15 protein-coding genes are annotated in these 15,347 nt (G+C 64.3%); 8 read left to right on the forward strand and 7 right to left on the reverse strand.

Translation table 11 applies throughout. From position 1 onward, the window contains the following. The first annotated feature begins 54 nt into the window (after nt 1-54). Genes PFLCHA0_RS03760 through PFLCHA0_RS03770 form a run of 3 tightly spaced genes read left to right on the forward strand, consistent with a single transcriptional unit; the run spans nt 55 to nt 2,410 of the window. Nucleotides 55-636, forward strand: a complete 582-nt coding sequence (locus PFLCHA0_RS03760) for a YfiR family protein (protein WP_026020227.1) — start codon at nt 55-57, stop codon at nt 634-636. Next, nucleotides 633-1,901, forward strand: coding sequence for a diguanylate cyclase domain-containing protein (locus PFLCHA0_RS03765; RefSeq protein WP_041115800.1), 1,269 nt, complete (start codon nt 633-635; stop codon nt 1,899-1,901). Before PFLCHA0_RS03760 ends, PFLCHA0_RS03765 begins: the two co-directional genes overlap by 4 nt. Before the next feature lie 14 nt (nt 1,902-1,915). Next, on the forward strand, nt 1,916-2,410 hold the full coding sequence (locus PFLCHA0_RS03770; protein WP_015634043.1) for an OmpA family protein: 495 nt from the start codon (nt 1,916-1,918) through the stop codon (nt 2,408-2,410). Nucleotides 2,411-2,456: 46 nt separating this feature from the next. Here the strand turns inward: PFLCHA0_RS03770 and PFLCHA0_RS03775 are convergent, their stop codons facing one another. Continuing rightward, the gene (locus PFLCHA0_RS03775) at nt 2,457-3,407 is read right to left on the reverse strand and encodes a LysR family transcriptional regulator (RefSeq protein ID WP_041751937.1); all 951 of its coding nucleotides are present in this window, start codon (nt 3,405-3,407) and stop codon (nt 2,457-2,459) included. A gap of 149 nt (nt 3,408-3,556) precedes the next feature. Between PFLCHA0_RS03775 and PFLCHA0_RS03780 the strand changes: the two genes are divergently transcribed. Together PFLCHA0_RS03780 and mmsB are read left to right on the forward strand one after the other, a co-directional pair. Continuing rightward, nucleotides 3,557-5,083: a CoA-acylating methylmalonate-semialdehyde dehydrogenase gene (locus tag PFLCHA0_RS03780; protein ID WP_015634045.1), complete on the forward strand. Its 1,527-nt coding sequence runs from the start codon at nt 3,557-3,559 to the stop codon at nt 5,081-5,083. Between the two features lie 10 nt (nt 5,084-5,093). After that, the gene (gene mmsB / locus PFLCHA0_RS03785; protein ID WP_015634046.1) at nt 5,094-5,981 is read left to right on the forward strand and encodes a 3-hydroxyisobutyrate dehydrogenase; all 888 of its coding nucleotides are present in this window, start codon (nt 5,094-5,096) and stop codon (nt 5,979-5,981) included. Between the two features lie 335 nt (nt 5,982-6,316). On the opposite strand, the gene PFLCHA0_RS03790 is transcribed toward mmsB, so the two are convergent. The 3 genes from PFLCHA0_RS03790 to PFLCHA0_RS03800 form a co-directional block, all read right to left on the reverse strand. Next, nucleotides 6,317-6,835, reverse strand: coding sequence for an RES family NAD+ phosphorylase (locus PFLCHA0_RS03790; protein WP_011059113.1), 519 nt, complete (start codon nt 6,833-6,835; stop codon nt 6,317-6,319). Continuing rightward, a complete protein-coding gene (parS, locus tag PFLCHA0_RS03795) occupies nt 6,832-7,317 on the reverse strand; it encodes a type II RES/Xre toxin-antitoxin system antitoxin (protein WP_015634047.1) in 486 nt (161 codons plus the stop codon). The genes PFLCHA0_RS03790 and parS overlap by 4 nt, the downstream gene beginning before the upstream one ends. A gap of 126 nt (nt 7,318-7,443) precedes the next feature. Continuing rightward, nucleotides 7,444-7,788: a cupin domain-containing protein gene (locus tag PFLCHA0_RS03800; RefSeq protein WP_015634048.1), complete on the reverse strand. Its 345-nt coding sequence runs from the start codon at nt 7,786-7,788 to the stop codon at nt 7,444-7,446. Nucleotides 7,789-8,074: 286 nt separating this feature from the next. Here PFLCHA0_RS03800 and kynB point away from each other — a divergent pair, with 286 nt between their 5' ends. The 3 genes from kynB to pdxR all read left to right on the forward strand — a co-directional run bounded on the left by kynB (nt 8,075) and on the right by pdxR (nt 11,431). Next, nucleotides 8,075-8,728: an arylformamidase gene (kynB, locus tag PFLCHA0_RS03805; RefSeq protein WP_015634049.1), complete on the forward strand. Its 654-nt coding sequence runs from the start codon at nt 8,075-8,077 to the stop codon at nt 8,726-8,728. Between the two features lie 93 nt (nt 8,729-8,821). Next, on the forward strand, nt 8,822-9,673 hold the full coding sequence (gene kynA / locus PFLCHA0_RS03810) for a tryptophan 2,3-dioxygenase (RefSeq protein WP_011059117.1): 852 nt from the start codon (nt 8,822-8,824) through the stop codon (nt 9,671-9,673). Between the two features lie 258 nt (nt 9,674-9,931). Then, entirely contained in the window at nt 9,932-11,431 is a 1,500-nt protein-coding gene (gene pdxR, locus PFLCHA0_RS03815; protein WP_011059118.1) for a MocR-like pyridoxine biosynthesis transcription factor PdxR, read from the forward strand. Nucleotides 11,432-11,458: 27 nt separating this feature from the next. Here pdxR and PFLCHA0_RS03820 read toward each other — a convergent pair whose 3' ends face one another. From PFLCHA0_RS03820 to antC, 3 genes are all read right to left on the reverse strand, one after another. Further along, nucleotides 11,459-12,667, reverse strand: a complete 1,209-nt coding sequence (locus PFLCHA0_RS03820) for a benzoate/H(+) symporter BenE family transporter (RefSeq protein ID WP_015634051.1) — start codon at nt 12,665-12,667, stop codon at nt 11,459-11,461. Between the two features lie 186 nt (nt 12,668-12,853). Continuing rightward, nucleotides 12,854-14,254, reverse strand: coding sequence for an amino acid permease (locus PFLCHA0_RS03825; protein WP_011059120.1), 1,401 nt, complete (start codon nt 14,252-14,254; stop codon nt 12,854-12,856). Between the two features lie 67 nt (nt 14,255-14,321). Continuing rightward, nucleotides 14,322-15,344, reverse strand: coding sequence for an anthranilate 1,2-dioxygenase electron transfer component AntC (gene antC, locus PFLCHA0_RS03830; protein WP_015634053.1), 1,023 nt, complete (start codon nt 15,342-15,344; stop codon nt 14,322-14,324). Nucleotides 15,345-15,347: the final 3 nt, after the last annotated feature.

A 15,347-nucleotide genomic window follows, 5' to 3' on the forward strand; every position in this document is an offset into this window, starting at 1 on the left:
GGGCTGTGCTATCGTTGCGGCATCATTTCCGTGAAAATCAAAGAGAATCCCTGCATGGACGTGGCTGTCTTGAGGACAGAGCGCATTTTGGGGTGGAGACAGTGTGTGCTGTCGACCATTCTCTGCCTGTTCAGCCTGTTGGCCATCGCGCAGTCGGAGCCACCGGCGTCCGCGAGCCTGGCCGAGCAACGGGCCAAGGCTGTAACCCAAGTGGTGCTGGGCATTCTCAGCTACGCTCGCTGGCCCGTGGAGCCTGCGCAACTGCGTCTGTGCGTGGTTGGCCCCACCGAATACACCGATGACCTGCTCAAGGGCGCGACCCAGGCCACCGGCCGCCCGGTGCTGGTGCGGCGTCTGCTGGCCAACAACCCGTCGTTGGCCAGTGAGTGCGATTCGGTCTATGTCGGCAAATTGTCCAATGATGAGCGTACCCGCCTGTTCAACTCGCTGATCGGGCAACCGGTGCTGAGCATCAGCGAGGGGGGCGACCAGTGCACCGTGGGCAGCCTGTTCTGCCTGCGGGTCGGCGACAGCCAGGTGTCGTTCGAGGTCAACCTGGATTCCGTGGCGCGCAGTGGGGTGAAGATTCATCCCAGCGTGCTGCAGCTTTCCCGTCGTCGTCCGGCGGCCCCATGAAACTGTTCAAGCCCAACGCCCGCCCTACACTGCGGTCGGTCATCGGTCGCGGCCACCTGATCGTCGCTCTGCTGGCGATCTCCATGGCCAGCCTGTCCCTGACCTTTCTCGGGGTGTTGGCCCTGCGTGTGTACGCCGATCACAACCTGCACCTGATCGCCCGCTCCATCAGCTACACCGTGGAAGCTGCAGTGGTGTTCAACGACAGTGTGGTGGCCACCGAGGCCCTGGCCCTGATCGCCTCCACCGAAGAGGTGGCCGACGCCAAGGTGTATGACAGCCAGGGCCAGTTGCTGGCCAGCTGGCAGCGCCCGGAAAGCGGCTTTCTGACCAATCTGGAAATGCACGTCGCCAGCGCCTTTCTGGAAAAGCCCATCAGCCTGCCGATCCTGCACCAGGGGCGGGAAATCGGCACCATCAATGTCACCGGCCATGGCGGCAGCCTGTTGCGGTTTCTCCTCAGTGGCCTGGTGGGCATCGTGCTGTGCATCGCCCTCAGCGCCTGGTTGGCGCTGTACCTGGCGCGCCGCCAGCTGCGGGGCATCACCGGGCCGTTGCGCAGCCTCGCCGATGTGGCGCACGCGGCCCGGCGCGAGCGGGCCTTCGATCAGCGGGTGCCGCCTGCGGAAATCGCCGAACTGGACAACCTGGGCAACGACTTCAACGCCCTGCTCGATGAGCTGGAGGCCTGGCAGACCCATCTGCAAAGCGAGAATGAAACCCTGGCCCACCAGGCCAGCCACGACAGCCTGACCGGCCTGCCCAACCGGGCGTTCTTCGAAGGCCGGCTGATCCGTGCCCTGCGCAGCGCCAACAAGCTCAACGAGCGCATGGCGGTGCTGTTTCTCGACAGCGACCGGTTCAAGGAGATCAACGATAACTTCGGCCACGCCGCCGGCGATGCGGTGCTGGTGGCTGTGGCCACGCGGATTCGCGCGCAGTTGCGCGAGGACGACCTGGTGGCGCGCCTGGGCGGGGACGAATTTGCCGTGCTGCTGACCCCGCTGCACCGGGTCGAGGATGCCCAGCGCATCGCCGACAAGATCATCAGCAGCATGGAAGTACCGATTCAACTGCCCGGCAGCCTGTCGATCCTGACATCGCTGAGTATCGGTATTGCCGTGTACCCGGATCATGGCGCGACACCGGGCAGTCTGTTGAATGCCGCCGACGCGGCCATGTACCAAGCCAAGCGCGGTTCGCGAGGCGGGCAACACACAGTGGGGGCGGAGCTCCCTATCGTTCAGGTTCAAAACAGGAGCTAATTCCCTTGTTCTCGATGACGCAACGTTCGGTTCGACTGTTCAGCACTCTGGTGTTCATGGCCCTGCTGGCCCTGGCCGGCTGTCAGAGCGTGCCGCCCAAAGGTCTGACCCCGAAACAGATCGCGGTTCTGAAACAGGAGGGCTTCGAACTGACGGATGAAGGCTGGGCCTTTGGCCTGTCGGGCAAGGTGCTGTTTGGCAGCGATGTGGAAACCCTGAACCAGGCCAGCACCGAGATCGTCCAGCGCATCGGCAAGGCGCTGCTCAGCGTCGATATCCAGAAGGTCCGGGTCGACGGTCACACCGACGCGTCGGGCAAGGAGGCCTACAACGTGCAACTGTCCGTGCGCCGGGCCAAGAGCGTGGTCAAGGTGTTGACCCAGGTTGGCATGCGTGAAGAAAACATCCAGCTGCGCGGCCTGGGCAGCAGCGAGCCGGTGGCCTCCAACAGCACCGTGGCCGGGCGTACCGAGAACCGTCGGGTGTCGATCGTGGTGATCGCCGACTGATCGACGACCTGCCGGGTTGCGGCTGCAGCCTTGCGGCCGCTAAGGGTCAGGGGGCGGCGAAGCGCATGCTGCGACTCTCGCCCATGAGCAGCGGCCGATTCTGCTCGGTCACCTCGCGGATGTAATCCCATAACAGGGTGATCCGCTTCAACTTCCTGAGATCCTCCCGGCAGTACATCCAGAATTGCCGGGTCAGGTTGATTTCCTTGGGCAGCACTGGCAGCAGGCGCGGGTCCTGGGCCGCCAGGAAGCACGGCAGGATCGCCAGCGAGCGGCCCTGCTGCGCTGCCACGTACTGGGCAATCACGCTGGTGCTGCGCAGGTTGGCGCTGGCACCGGGCACCACATTGGCCAGGTACAGCAGCTCGGAACTGAAGGCCAGGTCATCCACATAGCTGATGAATTGATGCTCGCTCAGGTCGCCGGGGCGGCGGATCGGCGGGTGGCGGTCGAGGTATTCCTGGGTGGCGTACAGCTGCAGGCGGTAGTCGCACAGCTTGCAGCACACATAGGGGCCGTGCTCCGGGCGTTCCAGGGCGATGACGATATCCGCCTCACGCTTGGACAGGCTGATGAAGTGCGGCAGCGGCAGGATATCCACCGAGATCGCCGGGTAGGCGTCGAGGAAATGGCTCAGTTGCGGGGTGACGAAGAAGCTGCCGAAGCCCTCGGTGCAGCCCATGCGCACATGGCCGGACAACGCCACTCCGGAGCCCGAGACCTGCTCGCACGCCATGTGCAGGGTGCTTTCGATGGACTCCGCATAACCCAGCAGGCGCTGACCCTCGGCGGTGAGGACAAAGCCGTTGGTGCGGGATTTTTCGAACAGCAAGGTGCCCAGGGCGGTTTCCAGGGACCCGATGCGCCGCGACACCGTGGTGTAGTCCACCGCCAGGCGCTTGGCCGCGCTGCTGGCCTTGCGAGTGCGCGCCACTTCGAGGAAAAACTTCAGGTCGTCCCAGTTCAGGGTGCTTAACGAGGTGATGTTTTTTTGCATGATGGACCGGATTTTATGTGCGTTCTTATTAGAAGTTTGCACATCTATACTCCAAAAACCGTCCGATACCAACTCGCGACAGCCCCTCTTTCAAGGCGCTTGCCCGCCTTGGTTTCCCTGCATAAGAACTCAAGAAGTCAGGAGACCCCATGAACGCATCCCTCAAGCCCGACGGCACCACCCTGCAACAGGTCAAACTGCTGATCGACGGTGAATGGGTCCAGTCCCAGAGCCAGGAATGGCATGACATCGTCAACCCGGCGACCCAGGAAGTACTGGCCAAGGTGCCCTTTGCCACTGCCGCTGAAGTCGACGCCGCGATCGCCGCTGCCCAGCGCGCCTTCCAGACCTGGAAACTGACCCCGATCGGCGCGCGGATGCGCATCATGCTCAAGCTCCAGGCCCTGATCCGCGAGCACTCCAAACGCATTGCCCTGGTCCTCAGCGCTGAGCAGGGCAAGACCATCGCCGACGCCGAGGGCGACATCTTCCGCGGCCTGGAAGTGGTGGAGCATGCCTGCTCCATCGGCACCCTGCAGATGGGCGAATTCGCCGAAAACGTCGCCGGCGGCGTGGACACTTACACCCTGCGCCAGCCGATCGGCGTGTGCGCCGGGATCACCCCGTTCAATTTCCCGGCAATGATTCCGCTGTGGATGTTCCCGATGGCCATCGCCTGCGGCAACACCTTCGTCCTCAAGCCTTCCGAGCAGGACCCGCTGTCCACCATGCTGCTGGTGGAGCTGGCGGTGGAAGCCGGGGTGCCGGCCGGTGTGCTCAACGTGGTGCACGGCGGCAAGGACGTGGTGGATGCGCTATGCACCCACAAGGACATCAAGGCGGTGTCCTTCGTCGGTTCGACTGCGGTCGGCACCCACGTCTATGACCTGGCGGGCAAGCACGGCAAGCGCGTGCAATCGATGATGGGCGCCAAGAACCACGCTGTGGTCCTGCCCGACGCCAACCGCGAACAGACCCTCAATGCCCTGGTGGGTGCCGGCTTCGGCGCGGCCGGCCAGCGGTGCATGGCCACCTCGGTGGTGGTGCTGGTGGGCGCTTCGAAACAATGGCTGCCAGACCTCAAGGCCCTGGCGCAGAAGCTCAAGGTCAACGCCGGCAGCGAGCCGGGCACCGATGTGGGCCCGGTCGTGTCCAAGCGCGCCAAGGCGCGGATTCTGGAGCTGATCGAAAGCGGCGTGAAAGAAGGCGCCAAGCTGGAGCTCGATGGCCGCGACATCAAGGTTCCGGGCTACGAGCAGGGCAACTTCATCGGCCCGACCCTGTTCTCCGGGGTAACCACCGATATGCAGATCTACACCCAGGAAATCTTCGGCCCGGTGCTGGTGGTGCTGGAGGTCGACACCCTGGATCAGGCCATTGCCCTGGTCAATGCCAACCCCTTCGGCAACGGCACCGGCCTGTTCACCCAGAGCGGGGCGGCGGCGCGCAAGTTCCAGAGCGAAATCGACGTCGGCCAGGTGGGCATCAACATCCCGATTCCGGTGCCGGTGCCGTTCTTCAGCTTCACCGGTTCCCGTGGTTCCAAGCTCGGCGACCTGGGCCCCTACGGCAAGCAAGTGGTGCAGTTCTACACTCAGACCAAGACCGTCACCAGCCGCTGGTTCGACGATGACAGCGTCAATGACGGTGTGAACACCACCATCAGCCTGCGTTGAGGAGCCTGACATGAACATTGCATTTATCGGCCTGGGCAACATGGGCGCACCCATGGCCCGCAACCTGATCAAGGCCGGCCATCAGTTGAACCTGTTCGATCTCAACCAGAGCGTGCTGGCAGAGCTGGCGCAACTGGGCGGGCGCGTCGCTGCTTCGCCCAAGGCCGCTGCCGAAGGCGCCGAACTGGTGATCACCATGCTCCCCGCGGCGGCCCATGTGCGCAGCGTCTGGCTGGGCGAGGATGGGGTGCTGGCGGGTATTGGCCGCGGCATTCCGGCGGTGGATTGCAGTACCATCGACCCACAGACCGCCCGTGAAGTGGCCGCAGCCGCCGCCAAGCAGGGCGTGGCCATGGCCGATGCACCGGTATCCGGTGGCACCGGCGGCGCCCAGGCCGGGACCCTGACCTTCATGGTCGGCGCCAGCGCCGAACTGTTCGCCACCCTGCAACCGGTGCTGGCGCAGATGGGCCGCAACATCGTGCACTGCGGTGAAGTGGGCACCGGGCAGATCGCCAAGATCTGCAACAACTTGCTGCTGGGGATTTCGATGATCGGCGTCAGCGAGGCCATGGCCCTGGGGGATGCCCTGGGCATCGACACCCAAGTGCTGGCGGGGATCATCAACAGCTCCACCGGTCGGTGCTGGAGTTCCGACACCTACAACCCGTGGCCGGGCGTGATTGAAACCGCCCCGGCGTCCCGCGGCTACACCGGCGGCTTTGGTGCCGAGCTGATGCTCAAGGACCTGGGGCTGGCCACCGAAGCCGCGCGCCAGGCCCACCAGCCGGTGGTGCTCGGTGCCGTGGCCCAGCAGCTGTACCAGGCCATGAGCCAGCGTGGGGAAGGTGGCAAGGACTTCTCGGCCATCGTCAACAGCTACCGCAAGCCGCAGTAAGGCGTCGCTAGTCGGGAGGGGGCGCTGGCGGGTTTGCGCGGCAATCTCGACGCCGCCAGTGGTCTCTCTGGGTATCGTCAAACCAGGTCCTGCGGCTCAGCAGCGGCTACAAGGGGCGGTGTAGCCGCTGCCGCAGGCTGCGAACGGCTCCGCAGGAGACGCAGCGGTCTCAAACCCGGCAGAGGTTTGTCTGGGTATCGCCAGGCAAGGCCCTTCGGTCCTTTTCGCAGCTTCGCGGGCTCAGCAGCGGCTCCACGCGTCATTGAATGCAGCCCCTTCAGCCGGGGCATTTGCGGGAACCTGCGTCGGGCAGGTTCCCGCTTTTTTTGCCCGGCTCAGTTCGGCCGGCTGGCAACGGTGCCGGAGGGAGGGTTGAGGCGGGTGTCGAGGCCGAAGCGTTCCTGGATCACCACCTGGTACAGCCCCTTGGCCAGCAGCGGATTGATCAGGATATTCCAGCTGTGCCGGGAAACCGACGAGGGCACCAGCACGAAAGGGTGGTCCGCCAGCAACTGATCGGCGAACTTCTGCTGGCCGGCGCTGGGAATCCCCGGCACCAGCCAGTTGGGGTTGGGAATACGGTTTTCATCGACTCGGTAGATGGCGGTCGGGTCCTGGATCAGGGCGCCGGTGAGTACATGGGGCACGCTGTCCAGGGCGGCAAAACCCTTGTGCACCGCCACTTCCAGAATCGCCGTGGCCGGGTCGGCGCTGGCGTACACCGCCTTCACGCCCTTGGAGTTCCAGCGGCCGCCACACAGTTCGGCGCCAATGCCGCTGTCCCAGCTGTCGGCGTGCCGGGCGGCGTCCAGCCGCCAGAAGTGAAGGGTGCTGCTGCCCGGCACACTGATCACTGATAGACCCCGTATTCCAGGCGGGTGAGGAACTCGTCCACCAGTTCGAAACCGATGGGGTTGGTCAGCAGGTCCACCGGTTTGTGGCCGTCCAGGCCCATCACCGGCTTGGCCATCCACTCCTGGGCCTCTTCACTGCTGCCGAAGATGTCCTCGGCCTTGGCCAGCACCTGGGCGAAGCGCACCGCACGGGCGCTCTGTTCCGGGTTCAGCGGCTCGTCCGGGGTTTTCAGGCGCCGGTGCAGGGTGCGTTCGGAAAGGCCGATGATCTTGGCCAGGACCTGTTCGTCCTTGAGCATGGGCACCGAGGAGACGAACTTGATGATCGCCGTCAGCGGGATGCCCTCCTCGGTCAGGCGATAGATCGAGATACGATCGTCAAAGCGTGCCCGGCCACCCAGAAGGATGTCCGAGGACTGCTCTTTCAATACCAGTTTGCCTCGCCGCTTGGGAACGAGGCCGGTGCCTGTCAGCGCGACCATGAGTGCTGCTCCTGCCTTTTGCCATTTGGCAGTGATTATATAGACATTTGGCAAAAGGCGCTGGCTTGAATCGCAACACGGCCAGGGGAGCCCGGCTGGCGCGGGCTCCCGGTATCGAGGGAGGACTCAGGCGAAGACGAAGTACTTGCGCACGGTTTCCACCACTTCCCAGGTGCCTTTCATCCCGGGCTCCACCACGAAGATATCGCCGGCGCGCAGGTGGATGGGGTCGCGGCCGTCCGGGGTGATCACGCAATAGCCTTCCTGGAAATGGCAGTACTCCCACTTTTCATAGGTCACCCGCCATTTGCCCGGGGTGCAGATCCAGGTGCCCATGATCTTGCTGCCATCCTCGCTGGTGTAGGCGTTGAGGTTGACGGTGTGCGGATCGCCCTGGAGTTTTTCCCACTTGCAGGCGTCGAGCACCGGCAGCGGATGAGTGTCGCGAAGAACGGTGATGGGTTGGGACATGCTGTGCTCCTAGCAGGCAGAGAACTGAAGCCGCACCCTATAGCGCCTGGCGGGCAGGGGGTTGTCTGTACTCGACCTCGGGGTATCCAGAAGCGCAGCGCGGCCCCGAGTCGAGGTGGCTGGGCGCAGGGCCGGGAAGAGGCGTGGCGGTTGCAAGATTCATTCGGCAAACAGGGCTTTGTTAGCAGTAATTGCGAAATATCCGCGGCTGCCCGAGTTATTTCGCAAGAATCTTTACCGGTTTCGCTCGTATCATTCAGCTCGGAGTGACCTAAGAGCCGCACGAATGGAAAATACACCACGCTGGTGGGATATCAGCCCGCCGTTGAGTACCGCAACCCCGACCTGGCCGGGAGATACGCCGTTCCAGGAGGAGCGCGTCTGGCAGTTCGGCCCCGAGTGCCCGGTGAATGTCGGGCGGGTGACCCTGTCGCCCCACACCGGTGCCCATGTCGATGCGCCCCTGCATTACCGGCCGGACGGCCTGCCCATCGGTGAAGTGCCGCTGGATGTCTACATGGGCCCGTGCCGGGTCCTGCACTGCCTGGACAGCGGTGCTCTGGTGCAGCCCGAGGCGTTGCTCGGGCGCCTCGAAAACTTGCCTGCGCGAGTGTTGCTGCGTACTTATCCACAGGCTCCGCTGAGTGCCTGGGACCCGGACTTTACTGCCGTTGCTCCAGCCACTGTCGAGCTGCTGGCCAGCCTCGGCGTGCGCCTGATCGGCATCGACACCCCGTCCCTCGACCCCCAGCAGTCCAAGACCATGGACGCCCACAACACCGTGGCCCGCCATGGCATGGCGATCCTCGAAGGCGTGGTTCTCGATGAGGTTGCCGAAGGCGACTACGAACTGATTGCCCTGCCACTGCGCTTCGCTCACCTGGACGCCAGTCCGGTGCGGGCGATCCTGCGCCCCCTGGCCGATTCATTCCTACAATAAATACACAGCTGGCCCTTCGCGCCGTTGTGCATCCCGATCCGGGGTGCGCAGCCAGCGATGGGCAACCGCTGCCTGAGGCGAGGAGCCCACGCGATGAGCCAATGTCCCTTTTCAAGCAATCCGCCGGCTGAGTGGCATAACGCCGAGCTGAATTTTTCCGACTCCATGAGCTACGGCGACTACCTGGACCTGGGGCGCATCCTCAGCGCCCAGCATCCCCTGTCGCCGGACCACAACGAGATGCTCTTCATCATCCAGCACCAGACCTCGGAGCTATGGATGAAGCTGATGCTGCACGAGCTCAAGGCGGCCCGCGAGCATGTGCGCCAGGGCCAGTTGCCGCCGGCGTTCAAGATGCTGGCGCGGGTTTCGCGGATTTTCGATCAACTGGTGCACGCCTGGGCGGTGCTGGCCACCATGACGCCGTCCGAGTACAAGTCGATCCGGCCTTACCTGGGCCAGTCCTCGGGCTTCCAGTCGTTCCAGTATCGGGAGATCGAATTCATCCTCGGCAACAAGAGCGCGGCCCTGCTGCGGCCCCATGCCCATCGTCCCGAACTGTTGCAATCGCTGGAAGCGTCGATTGCCACCCCGTCCATGTATGACGAGGCGATTGCCCTGATGGCCCGCAGCGGCTTGAGCATCGACCCTGCGCGCCTGGCACTGGACAGCACCACCACGACTCAGCATGACCCGTCGGTGGAAGCGGCCTGGCGCGAGGTCTACGCCAACCCTTCGGCCTATTGGGACCTGTACCAGTTGGCGGAGAAGTTCATCGACCTGGAAGACTCCTTCCGCCAGTGGCGCTTTCGCCATGTGACCACGGTGGAGCGCATCATCGGCTTCCAGCCCGGCACCGGCGGCACCGAAGGCGTGGGCTACCTGCGCAAGATGCTCGACACCGTGCTGTTTCCCGAACTGTGGCGAGTGCGCTCCTCGCTCTGACCCGAAAACGCCCCGCCTGCCGGGGCGTTTTCATGTGCCTGCCGGTGACTGACTCCCAGAGTGCGGCCGCTGCCGCAGACTGCGATCGGCAGCGCAGCAGACGCGTTCTTGAGGTCTGGAAGGTCCTCCGGACCTTATCGCAGCCTGCGGCAGCGGCTACAGAGGTCGTTAGAGAGCAGCGGGCGCTGGCGGCAGTTGCGCTCGGGGGATAAGGTGGCCGCCTTCGGTGCACCATTTTTACTCTCTAAGGCAGACCACATGTCCCGGACCTTCGAGCTTGAAACCCTCAAGATGCGGCTCAGCGATCCTGAGTTCCGCCCTCTGGACCTGCACCAGCGCATCCAGCGCGCCTTGCGCGGGCTGATCCTCGACGGCGCCCTGGGCCCCGGCGTGAAGCTGCCGGCGACCCGGGCCCTGGCCAAGTCGCTGGCGGTATCGCGTGACACCGTGGAAAACGCCTATGTGCAGTTGCAGCGCGACGGTTTTGTCCTGCGGCGCAAAGGCTCGGGGAGCTATGTCTGCGAAACCATCGGTGCCCAATTGCGTGGCCCGTCCCGCCGGCGCCAGCTCCAGCAAGGGTTGCCGGCCCACAGCCCGGAACCGGGAGCGGGCCTGAGCCGGCGCGGCGCGGCACTGTTGGCGCGGGGTGGGGTCAGCGATCAGCAGGCGGTCACGGCCTTCGCTACCGGTTTGCCGGAAACCCGCAGCTTCCCGCTGGAGGTCTGGGAGCGCCTGCAACGCCAGGCATTGAAGGATTACCGTGCCAGCGTGCTGCTGCATGGCGATCCCCAGGGCGCGCTGCCCCTGCGCAAGGCGATTGCCGCCTACCTCAACCTGGAACGCGGGGCCAAGGTGCAGCCCGAGCAGATCCTGGTGCTGAGCAGCACTCGCCAGGCGCTGTTCCTGTGTGCGCAACTGCTGGTGGACGCCGGCAAGCCGATCCTGATGGAGAACCCAGGCTACTTCGGCGCGCGCAAGGCCTTCGAGGCGGCCGAGGCGCGGATCGTGCCCATTGATGTGGATGGCCAGGGCATCCGCACCGACCTGTTGCGAGCCGACCGCAGCGGCGCCCGCTGTGTCTATGTGACGCCCTCGCACCAGTACCCCACGGGTGCCACCCTGTCCCTGGAGCGCCGCCTGGAGCTGACCCGCTGGGCCGCCGAGCACGACCGATGGATCATCGAGGACGACTACGACAGCGAGTTCCACTACGAGGGCCTGCCCACCGCCTGCGTCCAGGGCCTGGACCCGTTTCGGCGCACCCTGTACATCGGCACCTTCAGCAAGACTCTCTATCCGGGCCTGCGCATGGGCTACATGATCCTGCCCGCCGAACTGGTGGGGGCCTTCAGCAGTGCTCGCAGCATCATGGACGGGCACACGCCGCAGATCCTCCAGTTGACCCTGGCGCGGTTCATGGAGGAGGGGCACTACAACGCCCATGTACGGGCCATGCGCAAGCTCTACGCCGGGCGCCGGCAGGCCATGCTCGAGGCCATAGGGCGGCACTTGCCGGGCATTGCCAGGGCCTTGCCGCCACCCGGCGGTTTGCAGGTCCCGTGTCTTCTGGAACCCGGCTGGAGCGAAGAGCTGACCCAGCAACGTGCGGCCAGGGCTGGCATCCAGTTGCCGGGGCTCAGCCGGCTTTATGCGGGCGAGCAGAAGCAGCAGGGCTGGCTATTGGGCTATGCGTCCCTGAGCGCCCATGAGATCGAGGCGGCGATGGCGCGTCTGGCCCAGGCCCTGGGAAAGGCCTAGCCAGCGGCCTTTTTCCAGCGCCGGCGGTCAGGGCTTGGCGCGTTCCAGTGCCAGGGCGCTGCGCGGGCCCAGGATCAACAGGTGCACGGTCAGCCCGGCAACCAGCCCCCAGAAGGCACCACCGATCCCCAGCAGAGTGACGTTGGCGGCAGTGGCAAGGAAGGTGATCAGCGCGGTTTCCCGGGTGGCCGTATCGGCCATGGCGTTGGCCAGGCTGCCGCCGATTGCCCCCAGCAATGCCAGGCCGGCCAGGGTGGTGATAAAGGCCTTGGGCAAGACCATGAACAGGGTCGCCAGGGTGACCCCGAAGGTCCCCACCAGGATGTAGAAAACGCCGCAGGCGATACCGGCGATATAGCGTTTGCCCGGGTCCGGGTGGGCATCCTCGCCGGTACAGATCGCCGCCGTGATCGCCGCCACGTTGAATGCGTGAGCGCCGAACGGCGCCATGATCAGCGAGCCCAAACCGGTGACCGTGAGCAGCGGGTTGGCGCTGGTCTGGAAGCCGTCATTGCGCAACACCAGCATGCCCGGCATGTACTGGCCGGTCAGGGTGATGACGAACAGTGGCAGGGCCACGCCGAGCAAGGCTGACACGGAGAACTGTGGCGCAGTGAAGAGGGGAGCGGCGAAGCTCAGGTGCACGCTGGCGAAGTCGACCCGCTCCTGGACGATCAGCAACGCCAGGCCGATGAACAGGATGCCCACCACGGCAAAGCGTGAAGTGAAGCGCCGCAGCACCGCATAGGACAGTACCAGCACGATCACCAGCAGTGGATCGGCACTCGCGCCGCCAAAGGCGTTGATCCCGAACTGCAGCAGGATGCCTGCCAGCAAGCCAGCCGCGATGCCCTTGGGAATCAGGCGCACCAGCTTGTCGAAAGCCCCGGACCCGCCCAGGACGATGAACCCCAGGGCGCAAACCAGGTAAGCGCCGATCACCTCGGCATAGGGCGTGAAGGGCATCACCGTGGCCAAGAAGGCCGCCCCGGGGGTAGACCAGGCGGTAATGATCGGCGCCTTGTAGCGCAGGCTCAGCCACATGCCGCTCAGGCCCACGCCCAGGGACACGGCCCAGACCCAGGAGGTGGTCTGGGCGGGTGTCAGCCGGGCCAGTTCAGCGGCCTGGAACACCAGGATGAAGGTCCCGCCATAGTTCACCAGCACTGAGATCAGTGCCGCCACGGTGGGAGAGAAGATATCGGCCGGTCTAAGGCCTGTCGCGGTTCTGTTCATAAGCCACTCTCCGTCAAGGAACAGGCTCCCTGGCCCAAACGCCGGGAGAGGCCCGATTCTAGGTAACGGATGGACTATCGTTTCGAGCCACATTCTTGTTTGCTGGCAGACCACTTTGGCGGCGCCGACAAAAAAGCCCGGCCTTGGATAAGGCCGGGCTCGGGGGTGTGGCGTGAACCTGTGGGCTTAGCGCAGGGCGGGTTGCGAAGCTTTTTTCGCCCGGCTCAGGAGGTAGAAGCCCCAGATCACCAGGACCCACACCGGGATCGCGTACACCGAGGCACGGATGCCGGGGATCATCCACATCACGCCGACGATCATCACCATGAAGGCCAGGCACAGGTAGTTGCTCAGCGGCGACCAGAAGGCCTTGAACGAAGGCACCACGCCCTGCTCGGCCATGGCCTTGCGAAAGCGCAGGTGGGTCAGGCTGATCAGCGCCCAGTTGATCATCAATGCGGCCACCACCAGGGCGAACAGCAACTCCAGCGCTTCATGGGGCGCCAGGTAGTTGACCAGCACGCAGAGCAGGGTGATCAGCGCGGAAATGCCCAGGGCCAGGATCGGCACGCCCTGCTTGTTGAGCTTCATCAGCGCCTTGGGTGCGTCACCCTGTTCGGCCAGGCCATAGAGCATGCGGCTGTTGCAGTACACGCCGCTGTTGTACACCGACAGCGCCGCAGTCAGGACCACGAAGTTGAGGATCTGCGCTGCGGCATCACTGCCGATCAGCGAGAAGATCTTCACGAACGGGCTGCTGCTGTAGGCGTCGCCGCCAGCGTTGAGGCTCACCAGCAGTTCGTCCCACGGGTACAGCGACAGCAGCACCGCCAGGGCGCCGACGTAGAAGATCAGCACCCGGTAGACCACCTGGTTGATGGCCTTGGGAATGACCTTGCGCGGTTCGGCGGCTTCGGCGGCAGTGATGCCCACCAGTTCCAGGCCGCCGAAGGAGAACATGATGAAGGCCATGGCCATCAGCAGGCCGGTGCCGCCGTTGGGGAAGAAGCCGCCGTGTGACCACAGGTTGCTCACCGAGGCCTGGCTGCCGCCGCTGCCGCTGAACAGCATGTAGCAGCCGAGGACGATCATGCCGACGATGGCCACTACCTTGATAATGGCGAACCAGAACTCGGCCTCGCCGAAGAACTTCACGTTCATCATGTTGATCAGGTTGACCAGCACGAAGAACACCGCGGCGCTGACCCAAGTGGGGATCTCCGGCCACCAGAACTGCACGTACTTGCCCACCGCAGTGAGCTCGGCCATGCCCACCAGGACATACAGCACCCAGTAGTTCCAGCCCGCGAGAAAGCCGAAATAGCCGCCCCAGTACTTGTGCGCGAAGTGGCTGAAGGAACCGGCCACCGGCTCCTCGACAATCATTTCCCCCAGCTGGCGCATGATCAGGAAGGCAATGAACCCGGCAATCGCGTAGCCCAGGATCATCGAAGGTCCGGCGGATTTGAGAACCCCGGCCGAGCCGAGGAACAGTCCGGTGCCGATCGCCCCGCCCAGGGCGATCAGCTGAATATGGCGGTTCTTCAAGCCACGCTTGAGTTCACCCTGCTTCAAGGTTTGATCCACTAATGTGCGCTCTCTTCTAGTTGTTATCAGGATCGATCGGGGTCGATCACGGCGAATGCTGACGGAATCAGATATTACTCTCGGTAAACCGCTCGTAATACAGCTGAACGCGGTTAAGTTGCTGTTCTTGCAGCCAGATTCGGATCGAATCGACCATTGGCGGCGGCCCGCACACATACATGTCGGTGTCCTGGTCGCGCAGTTCGCTGCTGTCGAAGTGTTCGCTGATGTAGCCGCGCTTGCCCGACCAATCCGGGTCGGTGTCGCTGATTACCGGGGTGAAGCGAAACGCTGGCAAGCGCTCGCCCAGTGCCTGGATACGCTCCAGTTCGCACAGATCGGCACTGTGGCGCACGCCGTAGTACAGATGCAGTGGTTGCTGGCAGCCCTGCTCGACGATCTGTTCGAGCATCGCCAATAGCGCCGACAGTCCGGTGCCGCCGGCCACCAGCACCAGCGGACGGCTGATCTGGCGCAGGTAAAAGGCCCCCAGCGGCGCCTCCAGCGCAATACTGTCGCCCACCAGGCAACGCTCGCGGATGTAGTTGCTCATCACCCCGTCGGGCAGCAGGCGGATCAGGAACTGCAACTGGTTGTCCGCCGCCGGCCGGTTGGCGAAGGAGTAGGCCCGGCTAGTGCCGGTACCGGGGATGCTCAGGCGCGCGTACTGGCCCGGGAGGAAATCCAGTGGCGCTTGATGGCCGCCCAGGTCCAGGTGGAGGATGGCGGTGCTTTCGGACACCTGGCGCACGTCGATCACCGAGCCCTGCAACTGCACCGGGTCGGCGCTGTGGCACAGGCTGGAGTCGAAATCGAAATAGAACGCTGCGTCGGACTGCACCCGGGTCTGGCAACTGAGCATCTTGCGCTGTTCCAGGTCCTGGGCGCTGAGGGCTTCTTCGTCCACATAGTCCTGGCTGTACTGGCCCGACTCGCAACGGCCCTGGCAGGTGCCGCACACCCCTTCGCGGCAGTCCAGGGGGATCTTGATGCCGTTGCGCAGGGCGGCGTCGAGCAGGATTTCATTGGCCTTGACCGGGAAGAACAGGGTCTTGCCGTCGGCAAAGCTGAACGCGACCTTGTGCGTCATGGG

Source organism: Pseudomonas protegens CHA0, from assembly GCF_000397205.1.
Lineage (GTDB): Bacteria > Pseudomonadota > Gammaproteobacteria > Pseudomonadales > Pseudomonadaceae > Aquipseudomonas > Aquipseudomonas protegens.

Coding starts and splice junctions, on each gene's coding strand:
- PFLCHA0_RS03760 (WP_026020227.1), top strand. CDS start 55: ATGGACGTGGCTGTCTTGAGGACAGAGCGCATTTTGGGGTGGAGACAG.
- PFLCHA0_RS03765 (WP_041115800.1), top strand. CDS start 633: ATGAAACTGTTCAAGCCCAACGCCCGCCCTACACTGCGGTCGGTCATC.
- PFLCHA0_RS03770 (WP_015634043.1), top strand. CDS start 1,916: ATGACGCAACGTTCGGTTCGACTGTTCAGCACTCTGGTGTTCATGGCC.
- PFLCHA0_RS03775 (WP_041751937.1), bottom strand. CDS start 3,407: ATGCAAAAAAACATCACCTCGTTAAGCACCCTGAACTGGGACGACCTG.
- PFLCHA0_RS03780 (WP_015634045.1), top strand. CDS start 3,557: ATGAACGCATCCCTCAAGCCCGACGGCACCACCCTGCAACAGGTCAAA.
- mmsB (WP_015634046.1), top strand. CDS start 5,094: ATGAACATTGCATTTATCGGCCTGGGCAACATGGGCGCACCCATGGCC.
- parS (WP_015634047.1), bottom strand. CDS start 7,317: ATGGTCGCGCTGACAGGCACCGGCCTCGTTCCCAAGCGGCGAGGCAAA.
- PFLCHA0_RS03800 (WP_015634048.1), bottom strand. CDS start 7,788: ATGTCCCAACCCATCACCGTTCTTCGCGACACTCATCCGCTGCCGGTG.
- kynB (WP_015634049.1), top strand. CDS start 8,075: ATGGAAAATACACCACGCTGGTGGGATATCAGCCCGCCGTTGAGTACC.
- kynA (WP_011059117.1), top strand. CDS start 8,822: ATGAGCCAATGTCCCTTTTCAAGCAATCCGCCGGCTGAGTGGCATAAC.
- pdxR (WP_011059118.1), top strand. CDS start 9,932: ATGTCCCGGACCTTCGAGCTTGAAACCCTCAAGATGCGGCTCAGCGAT.
- PFLCHA0_RS03820 (WP_015634051.1), bottom strand. CDS start 12,667: ATGAACAGAACCGCGACAGGCCTTAGACCGGCCGATATCTTCTCTCCC.
- antC (WP_015634053.1), bottom strand. CDS start 15,344: ATGACGCACAAGGTCGCGTTCAGCTTTGCCGACGGCAAGACCCTGTTC.